Source organism: Variovorax rhizosphaerae (assembly GCF_037889975.1).
Lineage (GTDB): Bacteria > Pseudomonadota > Gammaproteobacteria > Burkholderiales > Burkholderiaceae_C > Variovorax > Variovorax rhizosphaerae.
Map to the genome: position 1 here is coordinate 106,842 of NZ_JBBKZT010000017.1, position 16,126 is coordinate 122,967.

At 65.9% G+C, this 16,126-nt stretch carries 15 protein-coding genes; 5 read left to right on the plus strand and 10 right to left on the minus strand.

The genetic code is table 11. The features are described 5' to 3' along the window. Positions 1-755 precede the first annotated feature (755 nt). From WKW82_RS29590 to WKW82_RS29630, 9 genes are read right to left on the minus strand one after another with little or no spacing between them, the layout of a single operon-like run. Positions 756-1,289, minus strand: a complete 534-nt coding sequence (locus WKW82_RS29590) for a nuclear transport factor 2 family protein (protein ID WP_340346282.1) — start codon at positions 1,287-1,289, stop codon at positions 756-758. Beyond that, the gene (locus WKW82_RS29595) at positions 1,286-1,654 is read right to left on the minus strand and encodes a VOC family protein (protein WP_340346284.1); all 369 of its coding nucleotides are present in this window, start codon (positions 1,652-1,654) and stop codon (positions 1,286-1,288) included. Before WKW82_RS29595 ends, WKW82_RS29590 begins: the two co-directional genes overlap by 4 nt. Then, complete coding sequence (locus WKW82_RS29600) at positions 1,651-2,409, minus strand: SDR family NAD(P)-dependent oxidoreductase (protein ID WP_340346285.1); 759 nt, start codon at positions 2,407-2,409, stop codon at positions 1,651-1,653. Before WKW82_RS29600 ends, WKW82_RS29595 begins: the two co-directional genes overlap by 4 nt. Beyond that, complete coding sequence (locus WKW82_RS29605) at positions 2,406-4,574, minus strand: acetate--CoA ligase family protein (protein WP_340346286.1); 2,169 nt, start codon at positions 4,572-4,574, stop codon at positions 2,406-2,408. Before WKW82_RS29605 ends, WKW82_RS29600 begins: the two co-directional genes overlap by 4 nt. Positions 4,575-4,576: 2 nt before the next feature. Continuing rightward, the gene (locus WKW82_RS29610) at positions 4,577-5,338 is read right to left on the minus strand and encodes an enoyl-CoA hydratase/isomerase family protein (RefSeq protein ID WP_340346287.1); all 762 of its coding nucleotides are present in this window, start codon (positions 5,336-5,338) and stop codon (positions 4,577-4,579) included. Further along, positions 5,335-6,447, minus strand: a complete 1,113-nt coding sequence (locus tag WKW82_RS29615; protein ID WP_340346288.1) for an acyl-CoA dehydrogenase family protein — start codon at positions 6,445-6,447, stop codon at positions 5,335-5,337. Before WKW82_RS29615 ends, WKW82_RS29610 begins: the two co-directional genes overlap by 4 nt. 3 nt (positions 6,448-6,450) lie before the next feature. After that, positions 6,451-7,620: an acyl-CoA dehydrogenase family protein gene (locus WKW82_RS29620; protein WP_340346289.1), complete on the minus strand. Its 1,170-nt coding sequence runs from the start codon at positions 7,618-7,620 to the stop codon at positions 6,451-6,453. Positions 7,621-7,645: 25 nt separating this feature from the next. Further along, positions 7,646-8,575 (minus strand): flavin reductase, encoded by a 930-nt coding sequence (locus WKW82_RS29625; protein WP_340346290.1) that lies wholly within the window; start codon positions 8,573-8,575, stop codon positions 7,646-7,648. A gap of 25 nt (positions 8,576-8,600) precedes the next feature. Next, positions 8,601-9,692 (minus strand): LLM class flavin-dependent oxidoreductase, encoded by a 1,092-nt coding sequence (locus WKW82_RS29630; protein WP_340346291.1) that lies wholly within the window; start codon positions 9,690-9,692, stop codon positions 8,601-8,603. 101 nt (positions 9,693-9,793) lie between these two features. Here WKW82_RS29630 and WKW82_RS29635 point away from each other — a divergent pair, with 101 nt between their 5' ends. Beyond that, a complete protein-coding gene (locus tag WKW82_RS29635) occupies positions 9,794-10,702 on the plus strand; it encodes a LysR family transcriptional regulator (protein ID WP_340346292.1) in 909 nt (302 codons plus the stop codon). Here WKW82_RS29635 and WKW82_RS29640 read toward each other — a convergent pair. Further along, on the minus strand, positions 10,699-11,580 hold the full coding sequence (locus WKW82_RS29640) for an SMP-30/gluconolactonase/LRE family protein (RefSeq protein ID WP_340346293.1): 882 nt from the start codon (positions 11,578-11,580) through the stop codon (positions 10,699-10,701). The two genes, WKW82_RS29635 and WKW82_RS29640, sit on opposite strands and share 4 nt — an antisense overlap. A gap of 140 nt (positions 11,581-11,720) precedes the next feature. Here WKW82_RS29640 and WKW82_RS29645 point away from each other — a divergent pair, with 140 nt between their 5' ends. The 4 genes from WKW82_RS29645 to WKW82_RS29660 all read left to right on the plus strand — a co-directional run bounded on the left by WKW82_RS29645 (position 11,721) and on the right by WKW82_RS29660 (position 15,732). Continuing rightward, positions 11,721-12,680, plus strand: a complete 960-nt coding sequence (locus WKW82_RS29645) for a Bug family tripartite tricarboxylate transporter substrate binding protein (RefSeq protein WP_340346294.1) — start codon at positions 11,721-11,723, stop codon at positions 12,678-12,680. Continuing rightward, positions 12,681-13,439, plus strand: a complete 759-nt coding sequence (locus WKW82_RS29650; RefSeq protein WP_340346295.1) for an SDR family NAD(P)-dependent oxidoreductase — start codon at positions 12,681-12,683, stop codon at positions 13,437-13,439. Between the two features lie 13 nt (positions 13,440-13,452). Next, positions 13,453-14,655, plus strand: coding sequence for a CaiB/BaiF CoA transferase family protein (locus tag WKW82_RS29655; protein WP_340346297.1), 1,203 nt, complete (start codon positions 13,453-13,455; stop codon positions 14,653-14,655). A gap of 120 nt (positions 14,656-14,775) precedes the next feature. Next, on the plus strand, positions 14,776-15,732 hold the full coding sequence (locus tag WKW82_RS29660; protein WP_340346298.1) for a Bug family tripartite tricarboxylate transporter substrate binding protein: 957 nt from the start codon (positions 14,776-14,778) through the stop codon (positions 15,730-15,732). Positions 15,733-16,126 lie beyond the last annotated feature (394 nt).

Below are 16,126 nucleotides of genomic sequence, written 5' to 3' on the forward strand. Positions count from 1 at the left end.
GGTGACGTGCAATGTCTCTACGCCAAGACTGTCCTGTAACAAGACCGACTCGGCCTTTGAGTAGGGCGAATGCGAGGCAGCGCTTACGCCCCGGGAGTCCCTCGTCAATGAGTGGGTGCAAGCGAGCGCAGCTTGGCGTTCTCCAGCACTTTTTGGTTATCAAGGGGGCCATATTAGCGGAAGGGGTGGACCAATTAGAACGGAAAATGTGGTGGCCTGCCGGCCCAAGTTGCCAAGTTGCCGGCTACCGAGACCCATCCGCCTCGTTCTTGAGCAACGGCTTTGCGAACGCGGCAGGCTTGCTGAGCGTGCTGCATGCTCAGAACACGGCCATGACGGGACAAACGTGAGCCGCGCCTTCCCCGTTACTTGTCTTCAGTGGGCTGAGCAATGCGGCGAAGTAGCAGCACACGGCAAGGGGGACCCGCGTGTGAGCTCAGCAGATTTCGAAGGTTTGCCTGCTTCTACCTCAGCAGGTTTTGAGGATCTTGGCGCATCTCAGCAACTTTTGAACTTTTTAGGTCTCGGATAACAAAGTTCAAAATCCGGTAAGTCCTTGTCGAGTAATCGATTTTTACTATTGCGTCAGCTTACTCCTGGGATCGATGAATTCAAAAATTCGAATGCAGCGCACGGAGTCGAAAGAGGGACGCCCGCACCCTTTCAGGGCGCCAATGCCTTCACCGTGGCCCACCAAGGACTACCCGAGGTCGAATCTGGGCGACCGATGCTGACACCACGATCGGCGCGCGATACTACGCGCGCTTCGTGCGCATTTCATGAAGCAGCGCATAGATGGGATCTGATGGAGCCGCACCACCGTTCGGTTGGCGCCGTCCAAACAACGCGGCGTCTTCACAGGCCAGCTCGGGGCGGTCGCGTTCCTCGATCCAGTCGTAAACCACTGTTCGCGCCGCGATGCGCCATTCGTCCTGGCGGCGCTCAAAACGGTCCACGTAGCGGCCGCAGAGAAAGGTCTCTTGCCCTGGCGCAGACGCGGGGGCCTGCAGCGCCAGGAAGGCACTCTCCACCGCAGCACAGTCGCCGTGGATCTCGATGGCGATATTGTTCACCTGATGGACACGGCGGCCGCCCTCGCGCAGCTTGGGCAGCGCCTGGTCGATGAAACCCGTGGCGCTCCCGTTCCACGCCCCGTGGCAATCCGTTGCGTCCTCCCAGTAGGCGCTGCGCAGCGCGGCTTCGTCTGCGCGATCGATGCCGCGGCAGTAGCGATACACGCACTCCCGTATCGCCTCCCGGTCCAGCAAACCCTGCAAGTCCGCGTTCATCCGGCACGCTTGAAGAGCTGGACCACGTTGCCCTCCGGGTCGCGCAGCGACAGGACGGCGCCGTGCGAGCCCATGTCGCGCATGCCGATGACCTGGCCGCCGGCGGCGGTAATTCGTTCCTCGGCACCGGCGAAGTCCTCGACCTCCAGCACCATCACGAGGCCGGCGGTCGCCGGTGCCGCTTCCTGTGGCGACGCAAGCGCAACATTGGTATTGCCCACGCCGTACTGGATCCACCGATCTTCATCGCGGAACTTCAGCGGCAGGCCCAAGGCGTTCTCATAGAAGGCGTGCAGCTCGCCTGGCTTCTGCGCGACGACGAAGACGCTCTGCAAGCGCTTGGGTGGGACGGCGACCGTACTCACAGCGAAGTCTCCGACGCGCCGCCATCGAGGCGAAGCACGTCCGCGCTCAGGAAGCGCGAGTCGTCACCGGCGAGGAAGCAGATCGCGTCCGCGATGTCCTCCACAGTCCCCAGGCGGCCCAGCGGTGTCCGTCCGATCCGCTTGGCATCGAGGTCCGCATTCCTGTGCTTGGCCGTCCCCTCCGTCGGCACGGCGCCCGGGGCGACCGCGTTGACACGGATGTTGCGCGAGCCCAGCTCGGCCGCCGCGGCGCGCGTGATGCCGAGCACACCGGCCTTGATGCCGCTGTAGACCACCGAGCGCATCGGCGCCTTGAAGGCAGCAATCGACGCCACGTTGATGATCGATCCGCCCCGCTGCGCGTCCATGACTTCAGCGGCCGCCTGGATGCCCCAGATCACCGACTTGAAGCCGATCTCGACCATCCGGTCCAGGACCTCCGGCGTGATCTCGGCCAACGGCTGGTAGCGTACCCACGCGGCGTTGTTGACCATGATGTCGAGCCGTCCTGCTTCCCGCGCAAGCTGCAACACGGCTGCGCGAACGCCTTCGCGGGTGGACACGTCACGGGGCAGCGGAATCGCCTTTCCGCCCAGGGCGCGAACCTCTGCGACGGCCTCCTCGACGAACTCCTGCTTCAGGTCATTGATGCCGATGGTGGCGCCCCGCGCGGCCATGGCGCGCGCGGTGGCCCGACCGATGCCGTGGCCCGCGCCGCTGATGAAGGCCACGCGGCCTTCGAGTGATGAATTCATGGTTTGGCTTTCTCTGGGATTTCGGGGACCAGTAGCGCGTCGAGCGCAAAGGCGCCTTCGCCTGCGTCGAGCACCACCAGGGGGTTGATGTCGATTTCAGCCACGTTGTCGGCATGGCGGGCGGCGAAACGCGACAGCGCCGCAATCGCGCGCGCAGCAGCCTGGACATCGGCCTTCGGACGACCGCGCGCGCCATCGAGCAGCGCAAAGGCCTTCAGGGAACGCAGCATCTCGACGGCCTGCACTTCGTTCACGGGCGCGGGGCTGAGCGCCACATCCTTCAGGATCTCGGCAAAGATGCCACCCAGGCCCACCATCACCATCGGCCCGAAGATCGGATCCTTCTTGGTGCCGAGAATCAACTCCGTACCACCCTGCGCCATCCGGGCGACCAGCACGCCCGTGATGCGGGCCTGCGGTGCCCTTTGCGCGACCCGCGCGAGCAGGCTTTCATAGTCGTCGACCAACTGGCCTTCCGAGCGCACACCAACCACCACGCCACCGACTTCCGTCTTGTGCGCGATGTCGGGCGAGACGATCTTCAACACCAGCGGAAAGCCGATGTCGCGCGCCGCCGCCAGGGCTTCTTCACGGCTTTGAACGACCGCCTCCTTGAGCACTGGCAGGCCGGCCTCCGCAAGCGCCGCCTTGGCACTGGCCTCGGTCGCAAAGGCCTGTGCATGCAAGGGCGCGCGCACGATGGCGGGCGCTGGCTGACGAGCCTGCTGGCGCGCACCGAAGCGCACCAGCGCCGCCAGCGTCGCGCAGGCCGCGTCGATGCCCTCCACCGTCGGAAAGCCCATCGCATTCAAGCGCGCACGCACGTCCTGAGGCGCGCGGGCGCACAACAAGATGAGCCGCGAGGGATGGTCCTTGCGGACCTGCTCCAGCGCCGACAGGAAGACCTCCCGCAGTCGCGGCACATGGAATGCATTCGCCGATTGCAGGATCAGGGCGTCGCAGGAGGGGTCCTCCGCCACGGCAGCCAGTATCCTGGCCAGAACTTCGGGACGGCTCGAGACCTGCGCGGTCATGTCGACCGGATTGGACGGCGCCGCGAACGGCACGACCGACAGGATGCGCTCTTGCGTCCCTGCAGCCAGCTTGGGCAGGACGAGGCCCTGCGCACTGGCGGCATCCGCCAGCAACACGCCGAATCCGCCGGACGCGGTCAGAACGGCGACCTTGTGGCCCCGGGGCGCCTGGTCCGGTCCGACGACCGAAAGCGCATGGCCCACTTCCAATAGTTGCTCGATGCTCGGCACCCGGATCGCACCGCCGTTTCGCAGCACGACATCGAACACTGCATCGGAGCAAGCAAGGGCGCCCGTGTGCGACGCTGCCGCTTCGCTGCCCGCTTCCGATACGCCGACTTTCAGGACCACCAGCGGCTTGCCCGCATCGCGCGCCATCGCCATGGCTTGCTGCAACTTGGCGCCATCGCGGCAGGTCTCCATGCAGCACAGGATCACGGTGGTGCCCGGGTCGGAAGCCAGCGAGGCGATCGCATCGGCAATGTCGACGTCGCACTCGTTGCCAGTGGTGAGCATCCGGCTGATGCCGACGCCACGCTCGGCCGCGAGGCGCAGCGTGTAGCTGCCCAGGTTGCCGCTCTGGGAGACGATGCCCACCGGGCCCGGCTCCGGAAACGAGGACTCCAGCGCCACCGAGAAGGTCGCGATGCTCTTGTCCGGCACGCCGATCGCACCCAGGCAGTTGGGGCCGACGACACGCATGCCCGTGGACTTGGCCACCCGGCCGATCTCCTCCTGCAGCCTGCTGCCCTCCTCTCCCATTTCGGAGAAGCCGGCGGAGAGCACCACCGCCGCACGCACGCCGCGCGCGGCACATTCCTTTACCGCCTCGAGGACGCTCGCGGGTGGCACGGCCACCACCGCGAGTTCCGGCGCTTCCGGCAGGTCCCCGACGCTCGCATAGGCCTTGAGCGATTGCACCTGTGCTGCCTTGCGGTTGATGGGGTAGATGCTGCCGGCGTAGCCGTACTTCAGCAGGAACTGCAGCGGTCGCCCGCCGATCTTCGTGACATCTTCCGATGCGCCGACGATGGCGATCGATCGCGGCTTGAACAGCGCCTCGAGTCCGCGCCCTGCTTCGATCGGCTTCACGGCGGTCACGAAATGAGGAACATTGGGAGTGAGCTTCATCCTCAGCGCCCCTTGTAGACAGGCTGGCGCTTCTCGAGGAAGGCCTTGCGCGCTTCCTGGGCGTCCTCGGTCTTCGACAGCGCCATCGTGATGTTCTGTTCGACGCGGTAGCCATCGCGCTGCGGCATCAGGTCCATCATGTTGGCCGCCTGCTTGGCGTAGGCGATGGCAAGCGGCGCCTTGCTGGCGATCTCCTTCGCAATCTCCATTGCCAGCGGCAGCAGTTGTTCAGCCGGCACCACTTCGTCGAGCACGCCGCGCCGATACAGCTCGGCGGCCTTGACGCGCATGCCCGTGTAGAACATGCGGCGCGTGAAGGAGCGCCCGACCATCGTGCGCAGCATCGAGACGCCGCCCGCCAGGCCCACGTTGATCTCCGGCATGGCGAAGCTCGCGTCCTCGCTCGCAAGGAAGATGTCGCACGCCGACATGAGGCCGAAGCCCGCGCCCAGCGCCGGCCCGTTGACGGCCGCGATGACGGGCTTGGCGCATTCGCGGATCGCGTTGCCAGTCTCCCGCGTGAGGCGGTTGTGGCCGAGGAAGTCACCGGCCTTGTCGGGGTCCGGACGGTCCTTGAGATCGGCGCCAGAGCAGAAGTACTTGCCGGTCCCGGTGAGGATCGCGACACGAATGTCGGTGCGTTCCGAGATCTCGTCGAAGACCTCGATCAGACGACCCCGCGTCTTGCGGTCCACGGCATTGACGGGCGGCTTGTCGAGTCGCACGACGGCGACGTATTCGGAAACTTCGAGGCTGACGCTCATCGCGCACTCCCTGTGAGATTGGAAAAGGAACCTTGGTCGGAGGCCGGCTGTGGTGCCAGCAGTTGCGCGGCATGCGTGAGGCGGTCGCCGTAGCGGAACTCCGATGCGAGCAGGCGCTGCGCAAGGCGGGTGGCCAGCACTTCCTCGCTCATGCCCATGCCGCCGTGCATCTGGATCGCGGCTTCTGCGCAAGCACGGGAGGATTCCGCCAGCGACACCTTGACCAAGCGCAATGTGCGGCGCAGGTCGGCCGCCTCCTGCTCGTGCTGCTGGAAGGCGTGGATCACGAGGCCCTTGGCGCCGAGGTACTTCACGTACATGTCGGCCGTGCGGTGGCGCAGCACCTGGAAGGTGGAAAGCGCAACGCCGAACTGGCGCCGCTCCTTCAGGTGGGCGACCGTCTGCTGGATCAGCGCGGCCAGCGCAGCCACGGTGTCGGCGGCGGTGAGCAGCAGCGCGGCATCGGTCGCCGCTGCCAGTGCTTCGCTCGCCGCAGCGCCGCGTGCGATGCAGGCGCCTTCCGGCACCGCCAGCCGGGCCAGCGTGAAGTCGGCGCAGCGCCGTCCCTCCATGGTGCGATAGGTCGCGGATGGCGCGCCGATGCGTTCGGCATCGACCAGGAAGATCGCGCATTCGCCATCCGACACGGCGGGCACGAGGAAATGCGTGGCGGGGAGCGAGACATCGACGCCCTGCACGCTGCCATCGAGTTCGAATCCGATGTCCAGGTGGCGTGCGTGCACGACCAGCTCGTCCGGCGTGGACGACAGCGCGCTCAGTGGAACGATCTTCGCGGTGCCATCGGCGACGGCCTCCAGCCAGCGCCGCGCGGTTTCGAGCGGGGCGGCCTGCAACAGCAGCGGCGCCACGGCGCAGGTCTCCACCACGGGCAGATCGAGGCCATGAGTTGCGAGGCCTTCGATGATCGATGCGAGGTCGGCCATGGTGCCGCCGACGCCTTCGCAGTCCTCCGGCACGAGCGTAGCGGTCCAGCCGAGCTCGCGGACAGGATCACCTTGCAGGCCCTGTGCCGCGGCATGGTCCTGGGCGTAGCGGCTGGCTGAATCGAGCAGCATGCCGGGGAAGAGCGAGGGAAATGAGGGGGACATCGTTCAAGCTCCCAGGAGTTCGTTGGCGACCACGTTGCGCTGCACTTCGGAGGTGCCGCCGGCGATCGTGCGGGAGCGCGTGAACATGTAGTTCTGGATCCAGGTGGCGGCAGGCACATCCGCGCTTCCGTCATCCGCTTCGGCCAGGAAGCGGTTCGCAGCCTCGGGACCGACAGCATCCAGCGCGATGGACGTCAGGCGCTGGGCCACGTCCGCGCAGGTCATCTTGATCGCGGAGGGCTGCACGCCCAGCGGGCGCTGGTGGATCAGGTCGTCGGTGGCCTGCGCCATCATCACGCGCGCACCCTTCACGTCCGCCTCGCACATGAGCAGCTTGTGATGCAAGCCACTGAAATCACGCCGGCCGGCCGCGGCCTTCCCGGCATCCTCCACCAGGCGGGCGACCTGGCGGCGCACCAGCTCCAGTCGGGCGACATTGGCCGGCGGCAGGCGCTCGCGCTCCAGCAGGAACTTGGCGCAGGTCCAACCCTTGCCCACCTCCCCGATGAGGTTGTCGGCGCGCACGCGCACTTCGTCGAAGAACACCTCGTTCAGGTGATGCCAGCCATCGATCGTGCGGATGGGGCGCACAGTGATGCCAGGGGTGTCCATCGGCACGAGGACCAGCGAGATGCCGTCCTGCTTCCTGGCCTCCTTGGACGTGCGCACCAGCATGTAGATCATGCTGGCTTCGTGCGCATGCGAGGTCCAGGTCTTCTGGCCGTTGATGACCCACTCGTCGCCGTCGAGGCGGGCACTCGTGGACAACGACGCCAGGTCCGACCCCGAGCCCGGTTCCGAGTAGCCCTGACACCACCAGTCGGACCCGTCGAGGATGCGCGGCAGGAAGCGCGCCTTCTGCTCCGGCGTGCCGAAGCGGATGATCACCGGGCCGATGTGGCCGAGGCCGTGGTGATAGAGCGGCGGGCAATCGTTCTCCGCCATCACTTCCTCGAAGATCAGGCGTTGCTTGATGTCCCATCCGGTGCCGCCCGCTTCCCTGGGCCAGCTGGGCGCACCCCAGCCCTTCGCGGCCAGGATCATCTGCCAAGCCTTGTACTCGCGCTTGGTGATCTTCTGGCCCGCGGCCACTACGGCGCGGATCTCGGCAGGACAGGACTTCCGCGCGAACTCTTCCAAGTCGCGCCGGAAGGCGACGTAATCGATGGACATCTTGTCTCCTCGGGTTTATTGAACTTCAGCCCTTGCGCAGCTGCGTGATCAGCTCGTCAAGGGCGGCCGCGGCGCCGTCCGCATCGCGCCGGCGCAGGGAGTGGGCGATGTTGCGGCGCAGGGGGAACAGGTCGGGACGGGGACGCACCGGCAGCACGTGCGTCATGCGTTCGCGCAGCACCGAAGTCATCGTCTGCGCCATCAGCGTGAGGGCCTCGTTGTGGCCTGCGGTCGCCACCGCGGAAAAGAAGCGGCTGGCCGAATCGATGCGGTCCTTGAGCGGAGCGTCGTCGGCATGGGCCTCGATCGTGTCCACTGCTGCTTCCACGGCATCCAACTCGGCGTCGGTCGCGCGATCGCAGGCCAGCCGAAGCAGCGTGCCGTAGAGCGCGCGGTAGGCCTCGTCGATGTGCGCGTCGCCGAGCTTGCCCTGCAACACCATGTTGCGCAGCGACTCGGCCAGCATCATGTAGGCGCCCTTGTAGAACACCAGGGCCTGGTCGCCGGCCCCCGCATCCATGTGCTTCACTTCGCCGATCAGGACGACATGGTCGCCGGCCTCGTGGCACGCGAACACGCTGCACTCGAAGCTGGCCAGGCACTCGTTGATCAGCGGCATGCCGTTCGGGCCCGACCGCCAACCCACGCCTTCGAACTTGTTCTCGATCTTGCTGGAAGCAAACCGGCCCGACAGCGCATCTTGCCGCTCCGACAGGATGTTGATGGCGAAGCCATCGGCCCCCTTGAAGGTATCGAGCAGCTTGCTTGCGTTGCGCAGGCTGAACAGCACGAGCGGCGGATCCAGCGACACGGAGCTGAACGAGTTGCAGGTCAGCCCCGCGGGCTTCCCGTCGGCAGTGCGCGTCGTGATGACGGCCACACCCGTCGGAAAGCAGCCGAGCAGCTGCCGGAATTGCGTCTGTTCGATGGCGGTTCGTTCGGCGACTTCTGACATGGCGACTCCTTGCGGCGAGTTCAGGTCAGGCCGCGACGAGCTCGCGCTCGGGCTGGCTGCGGTGCGGCGGGTCGTTGGCGATTTCCTGCTGGACCGCGGGAATGATGATCTCGGCCCAGGTCTTGAGCTGGCGCAGCATGGTCGGGTGATCGAAATCGCCCATCTGCGTCTGGAAGCAGTAGTGGACCGGCTTCAGCACACGGATCTCGTTGACCACGCGCTCGATCACGGTGTCGATGCTGCCCACGGGCAACAGGGCGCGCATCTCGTCGAGCGTCGGCTCGCCTTCGACGATGCCCTCCTCCACCTGGTAGTCATCGGCGATCTGCGCGGTGCGGCGCTTGAGGCTCACGGCAATGCGGCGCTGGTAACGGGCGCAGTCCAGGTAGCGCTCCACCTCGTCCTTGTTGTCGCTCGCGTAGGCGGCGCGCAGCAGGCCCACGTTGATGCCGGCCGGGTCCTTGCCTTCTGCCTTGGCGACCTTGTCGATCAAGGCCCGGGTGCCATGCAGCTTCTCGAGGCCGCCGTCACCGCCAGAGACGAACACATGGTGGCCGGACCGCACGGCGCGCGTCACGAAAGCCGGGTCCACGCTGGTGATCCACATCGGAGGCCCGGGCTGCTGCACGGCGCGCTGGCTGATGGCGCTCATGGGTTGCTGGTAGAACTCGCCGTCGTAGCTGAACTTGGGCTGTTGCAGGCCCATCTCCAGCATGTCCAGGATCTCGAAGGTGCGGCCCTTGGCGGTCTCCAGCGAAACGCCGAAACGCTCGAATTCGAAATGCTGGTAGCCCGAGCCAATGCCCAGGTTCAGGCGGCCGTTGGACAGCTGGTCCACCATGGCCACGTCGGCGATCAGGCGCGCCGGGGTGTACAGCGGCGCGACGACGATGCCCGTGCCGAGCCGGATGTTGCGCGTGACGGCGGCGCAGTGCGCGATCATCGTCAGCGGCGACGAGCACATGCCATAGTTGCTGAAGTGATGTTCCGCATACCAGGCGGCGCCGAAGCCCAGTTCATCCGCCAGGCGCGTCTGTTCGACGGCATCGCGCAGGATCTGGTGCGAGGTCTTATGCTTGTTCCGCTGCTGCATCAAAATGAAGATTCCGAAGTCCATTGCCTGTGCTCCTGTGGGATGGGTGTTGAATGGGTCCATCGTAGGAATTCAGACGCCTTGCGGATCACCAACCTGCGTACAGCTTCTTTGCGTGTATTGAAATGAAAGCCCTCGATTCGCTGCGCATCTTCGTGACCACACAGCGCAAGGGCAGCCTCTCGGCGGCGGCCCGCAGCCTCAGTCTCTCGCCCGCAACCATCTCGCGGCGCATCAGCGCGCTCGAGGAGGAACTGGGTGTGCAACTGGTGGATCGCACCAGCCGGAACCTCAAGATGACCGAAGCCGGGCAGGCCTTCATCGAGCGGGCCGAGGTGGTGTTGGAGGCCATGGCCGAAGCGGAGCAGGCCGCGCGGAACTCCCGCCAGCGACCCGAAGGCCGGCTGCGGGTGCATTCGCGCACGCACCTCGGCCTGCGGGTCCTGGCGCCGCTGCTGCCGCGCTTTGCCCAGCGCTATCCGGACATCCGCGTCGAGATCGAACTCTCGGAACATCCGGTCAACCTCGTCGAGCAGGACTTCGACGTCGACATCCGCACGGGCGAATCGAACGACTCGGGCTTCGTCATCAAGCGGCTGCTGTCCAGCGACGAGGTCCTGGTGGCGAGTCCTGAATTCGTGAAAATCTATTCGCGCATCAAGCATCCCACCGACCTGCCGGATGTGCGCTGCCTCACCTACCGGCGCGAGCACGAGGCCACGAGCTGGAAGTACGTGGATGCCCAAGGCGAGCAACAGGAACTGCCGATCCAGGGCGTGCTGAGCGCCAACAACGGCGAACTCCTGCGGCTGGCCGCCATCGGCGGCATGGGCATCGCGCTGCTGTCGGAACCCACGGTGCGCAGCAACCTGCAGGACGGCACGCTGGTCAGGCTGTTGCCGGACTACCGCTTCGCCGTGCGGGGCTTCTCCAACGGCATCTTTGCCGTGTTCCGCCAGAGCCGCGCACTCCCGCTCAAGGTTCGCGCGTTCGTCGACTTCGTGGCTGACGCGCTGCGGGAGGACGGCGTCTAGCGGTCCGCGAAGCGATGCGGTGCCCTGCCTGCCGCGGGAAGCCCCTCGACCAGGAAGAGACCGCCATCGTCCGGCAGCGATCCTTCGAGGCGCGTACTGCGCGAAATGGTCGTCAGGTAGAGCTGCTCGAAGCGAGGGCCCCCGAAGCAAAGGCTGGTCGGATAGGTCGCGGGAACGTCCACCAGGCGCTCCAGCGAACCGTCGGATGCGAAGCGGGCGAGCTTGGCGGCGCGCGTGAGCACGGTCCACAAGAAGCCCTTCTCATCGACGGTGGCGCCGTCGGGCCCGGAGTCGAAGCGCCCGGTCCGGGTGAAGACACGCTTGTTGCGCAGCGGGCCGCGCGGATCGTAGTCGTAGGCCCAGATCGTTCGCTCGAGGCTGTCGGCCAGGTAGAGCGTGCGTGCGTCGGGACTGAAGCAAGGGCCGTTGGCAAAGCCGATGTCGTCGGCCAGCTGCTCCACGTTGCGGTCGGGTCGCAGTCGATAGAGGCCGCCCAACACCCGCTCGCCGGGCGCGCGGTTCATGTGCATCGTGCCTGCGACAAAGTTTCCCGCCGCGTCGCACTTGCCGTCGTTGAGCCTGACATCGGGATGGTCGATGGGGACAGCGGCAATCACTTCGAGCGAGCGAGACGCGAAGTCGTAGCGCGCAAAGCTATTGCGCAGCGCCACCACGACAGCCTCGCTGCGGCATGGCGCGATGGAGCCGACCGGTCCCGGGATGGCATGCCGTTCCGGCGTCCCTGAACCAGGGACCAGTCGCCAGAGCGTGCCCGCCAAGGCATCGATCCAGCAGACGGCCTGCGCGTCCGCATCCCAGCAAGGGCTCTCGCCCAGCTGGTCCTTCGTTTCCCCGATTCTGGTGATCGCAACGGTCATGGACGCAGTGTGCCGACCCGTCGCCCGCGGTCCGCATCGCAGCCTGCAAAGCAGCTTTTCATGCTGTGCAGCATCGGCGGACCCAGCGCCACCTAGACTGAATCCACAGGGCAGAGCCCCCCAATCAGGAGACCTTTGACATGCCATTTCGCAAACACCTCGGCGCCTTGCTACTTGGCCTGGCGGCCGCATTCGGCGCAGCCCAGGCCCAGCAACCCACCCGGATCGTCGTCCCGTTCGCTGCCGGCGGCGGCACCGACCAGTACGCGCGCTTGCTCGCGAACGAACTGGGCCAGCATGGCCTCCAGGTGATCGTGGAGAACAAGCCCGGCGCCAGCGGCATCGTCGCCGCGGACTATGTCGCGCGCTCGCGGCCGGACGGCCAGACGCTGCTGATGTCGTCGCTGAGCACGCTGGCCACGAACTCGGTCATGTATGACAAGCTGCCCTACGACCCGGTGAAGAGCTTTGCGCCCGTGACGCAGATCGCGTACCAGCCCACGATCGTGGTCGCCCGCACCGACCTGCCCTACAAGAACATCAAGGAGATGGTGGCCTACGCCAAGGCCAACCCCGGCAAGATCAACCGGGGGTCGCCGGGCGCCTCCATCCTGACCAACCTAGCGCCGATGGCCTTCGAGAACATGGCCGGCATCAGCACCACCCATATCCCTTTCAACGGCGACACGCCGGGCCTGCAGGCACTCCTGGGCAGCCAGATCGACATCCAGGGCACCTCCATCACCGGCCCGCAACAGCACATTCGCGCCGGCAAGATGCGCGTGCTCGGCGTGATGGGTGACAAGCGCCTGTCCCAGGTGCCCGAGGCGCCCACCTTCAAGGAACAGGGCTACGACATCGAGGCGTTGCTCTGGTATGGCCTCTCCGCGCCCGCGGGCACCCCCAAGGACGTGGTCGAGCGACTGAATCGCACCGTCAACCAGGTGCTTGCCGATCCCGCCTTCATCACCCGCGCCCGCGCCAGCGGGATGGAGCCGCGCGGCGGCACGCCCGACGAGTTCGCGAAGTACGTGCAGGCCGAGAGCGCGCGCTGGATCCCCTTGTTGCAGCGCCTCGAACTGCCCAAGCAGGCTCAGTGAATGAACGCCATGTTCCCGGACACCGTGGCGCTGGTCAGCGGCGCGAGCCAGGGCATCGGCCAAGCCATTGCCAGCCGCTTGCTGCAGGCTGGTTGTCGCGTGGCACTGACGGACCTGGACCTCGGCAAGGCGCAACAAGCCGCGGCAGAGTGCGGCGACCCGCCAGATCGCATCCGACCCTACGCGCTCGATGTGCGCGACGCGGCCCAATGCGCGGCGATCGTTGCCGACCTCGATGAAGCGTGGGGGCCGGTCGGCGTCCTCGTCAACAACGCCGGCGTCAGCGGCCAACACACCCGGCAAGACGCGCAAGCCCTCGGCGAGGACATCGACCGCGTCATGGCGGTCAACGTCAAGGGCGTGCTGAACCTGACCATGGCCTGCGCGGAGGGTCTCAGGCGCACCAGGGGTGCGGTCGTCAACGTGGCATCGATCACCACGCTCGTGGCGACGGGCGCGCATCTCGCCTACGGCGCGTCCAAGGGTGCGGTGGGCCAACTCACGAAGTTCCTTGCACGCGACTTCGGCGCGCATGGGGTGCGCGTCAATGCCGTGGCACCGGGTCTGGTCATGACCCCGATGACCCGCCACATCGCGCAGGACGCCGCGCGCTATGGCCGGATGGTCGATCGCACCTTGCTGGGACGTCCGGCCGAGCCCGACGACATTGCCGGGCCGGTTGTGTTCCTGGCCTCCGAACAGGCCCGCTATGTGACCGGCACCATCCTGCCGGTGGACGGCGGGTACGTCGCCAACTGAAGCAGGAAACTCGATGACCCCCATGCAACCGCTTTCCGGCCTCCGTGTCCTGGACTTGTCCAGGGTCATGGCCGGCCCCCTCTGCGCCATGGCGCTTGCCGATCTCGGGGCCGACGTCATCAAGGTCGAGCATCCCGAGCGCGGCGACGACACCCGCGACTGGGGCTTGCGCATCGGACGCCACAACACCTCTTACTTCAACAGTTGCAACCGCAACAAGCGCTCGGTCTGCATCGACCTGCAGACACCGGAAGGCGTCGAACTCGCGCGCGACCTCGCGGCACGCTCGGACATCGTCATCCAGAACTTCAAGTACGGTGGCGCGCAGAAGATGGGGCTCGGTTACGAGGACCTGAGCGAACACAATCCCGGCCTGATCTACTGCTCCATTTCCGGCTACTCGGTGCTGGGCGAAGAACGCGGCCGGCCGGGCTACGACCTGGTCGTCCAGGGCGAGAGCGGCCTCATGGCGACCAACGGCGAAGAGGGCCAGGGACCGCTGAAATTCGGCGTCGCCGCGGTCGACATGTTCACCGGCATGTACGCGGCCCAGGCCATCCTCGCGGTGCTGCACGAGCGCCACCGCACGGGCCGGGGCCGGCACATCCAGATGTCGCTCTATGACAGCGGCATGATGATCGGGTCCTACTACGGGCTGACCGCATGGGCGAACAAGTGCGACCCGGCGAAGTTCGGCAATTCGCATCCGTCCATCGTCCCCTATGGCGTCTTCGAAGCCGCGGATGGCCCGCTGGTGATTGCCGTCGGGAACAACGGCCAGTTCAGGAAGTTCTGCATCGACGTCATCCAGCGCCCGGAGCTCGCCACCGACCACCGCTTCGAGAAGAACACCGAACGCGCAAGGCACCGGCAGGCGCTGATTCCCATCCTGGAAACGTGCATCCGCTCGCACACGCGCGAGGAACTCCTGACTCGGTTGCGCGCGGCGGGCATTCCTTGCGGCGAGGTGCTGGGACTCTACGAAGCGATGCAGGCCGAGCGGACGGCGCAGACGCAGGTCCTGCATCACTTCGATGACCCCGACGCCGGGGCGCAGGCCATCCATGCCCCGCCCTACGTCATCGATGGCGCCCGCTGCGGTGTGCGCCACACGCCGCCGGACCTCGGCCAGCACACGGGCGAGGTCCTGCACGAATTGCTGGGCATCGACGAGGGCCGGCTGGGCTCGCTTCAAGCGCAGAAAGTCATCCGATGACGCGCGCTTGCTTGCAATAGACGGAAAGCACCTTTTCATTGCATGCAGATGCGGCGCCGAAGCCGCGAACTAGACTGATTTCAGCCAGTCCACATGGGACCGGAACAAGGAGACAAGCAATTGAACTACCGGAAATTCATCTGCGGCGCCGTCATCGCAGGCTTCACCATCGGCTCGGCAATTGCACAGCAGGTCACCCGCATCGTCGTGCCCTTCGCAGCGGGCGGGGGCACCGACCAGTACTGCCGCATCCTCGCGCAGGAACTCGGCAAGCACGGCATGAATGTCATCATCGAGAACAAGCCCGGCGCGAGTGGAATCCTCGCCGCCGACTACGTGGCCCGCGCCAAGCCCGATGGCCAGACTGTGCTGGTGTCGTCGCTCGGCACGCTGGCGAACAACAGCGTGCTCTACGAAAAGCTGCCCTACGACCCAGCCAAGGACTTCGCGCCGGTCACGCAGATCGCCTATCAGCCGGCCATCATCGTGGGCCGCACCGACCTTCCTTACCAGAACATCAAGGAGATGGTCGAGTATGCGAAGAAGAATCCGGGCAAGATCAATCGTGGCTCACCTGGCGCTGCGATCCTGACGAATCTCGCGCCCATGGTGTTCGAGAAGAACCTGGGAATCAGCACCACGCACATCCCGTTCAATGGCGACAGCCCGGCCGTGCAGGCGCTGCTCGGCGGCCAGATCGACATCCACGGCACTTCGATCACAGGCTCGCTGCCCTACATCCAAGCAGGCAAGTTGCGCGTCCTGGGCGTGATGGATACCCACCGCCTGCCCCAGCTGCCTGACGCACCGACCTTCCAGGAACAGGGCTACGACATGGTGGCCACCTTGTGGTACTCGCTCTCCGTTCCTGCCGGCACGCCCAAGGATTCGATCGATCGACTGAACAAGGCGGTGAACCAGGTGATTGCAGACCCGGCCTTCGTGACCCGCGCGCGCGCCATTGGAATGGAGCCGCGCGGCGGCACGCCGCAAGAGTTGTCGAAATTCGTCAAGCTGGAATCCGATCGGTGGCTACCCGTGCTGCAAAGCCTGAACTTGCCGAAGCAGGCGCACTGAGTGTCGGGCCAGCGATTTTTAGAATCCTGTCAGCTTACTAAGTGTTCAGCTTCGGCTATTTGTGAGCCAGGTTCCTATGGACATCCTCCGTAGTCAATGACGACATGGCTTTGCCGCGTTCGAGGATTGCGCGGTAGCGGTGCAGGCGTCGCACCCCGAACGGTCAAATTGGCGAATGTCTTGATTCCAGTTCCTGCAGGGCACGAGCAGCCCTGCCAAGACAAGCCAGCGGTCAACCGGATCTGTCACAGGCAGCGCGGGGACGGAGGCGTTCCGGAGTTGATCGATTGCCTTCGTTACAGGATTGCCCCGTCGCCTTGTCCTGGCCGGGGTGCACCACCACAGCGGCGCGCGCCGGCAGGCCTGCATGCAAGGCACGCAGTGCTGCCGGCCG

Coding starts and splice junctions, on each gene's coding strand:
- WKW82_RS29650 (WP_340346295.1), top strand. CDS start 12,681: ATGAACGCCATGTTCCCGGACACCGTGGCGCTGGTCAGCGGCGCGAGC.
- WKW82_RS29630 (WP_340346291.1), bottom strand. CDS start 9,692: ATGGACTTCGGAATCTTCATTTTGATGCAGCAGCGGAACAAGCATAAG.
- WKW82_RS29615 (WP_340346288.1), bottom strand. CDS start 6,447: ATGTCCCCCTCATTTCCCTCGCTCTTCCCCGGCATGCTGCTCGATTCA.
- WKW82_RS29600 (WP_340346285.1), bottom strand. CDS start 2,409: ATGAATTCATCACTCGAAGGCCGCGTGGCCTTCATCAGCGGCGCGGGC.
- WKW82_RS29610 (WP_340346287.1), bottom strand. CDS start 5,338: ATGAGCGTCAGCCTCGAAGTTTCCGAATACGTCGCCGTCGTGCGACTC.
- WKW82_RS29620 (WP_340346289.1), bottom strand. CDS start 7,620: ATGTCCATCGATTACGTCGCCTTCCGGCGCGACTTGGAAGAGTTCGCG.
- WKW82_RS29605 (WP_340346286.1), bottom strand. CDS start 4,574: ATGAAGCTCACTCCCAATGTTCCTCATTTCGTGACCGCCGTGAAGCCG.
- WKW82_RS29625 (WP_340346290.1), bottom strand. CDS start 8,575: ATGTCAGAAGTCGCCGAACGAACCGCCATCGAACAGACGCAATTCCGG.
- WKW82_RS29640 (WP_340346293.1), bottom strand. CDS start 11,580: ATGACCGTTGCGATCACCAGAATCGGGGAAACGAAGGACCAGCTGGGC.
- WKW82_RS29655 (WP_340346297.1), top strand. CDS start 13,453: ATGACCCCCATGCAACCGCTTTCCGGCCTCCGTGTCCTGGACTTGTCC.
- WKW82_RS29645 (WP_340346294.1), top strand. CDS start 11,721: ATGCCATTTCGCAAACACCTCGGCGCCTTGCTACTTGGCCTGGCGGCC.
- WKW82_RS29635 (WP_340346292.1), top strand. CDS start 9,794: ATGAAAGCCCTCGATTCGCTGCGCATCTTCGTGACCACACAGCGCAAG.
- WKW82_RS29590 (WP_340346282.1), bottom strand. CDS start 1,289: ATGAACGCGGACTTGCAGGGTTTGCTGGACCGGGAGGCGATACGGGAG.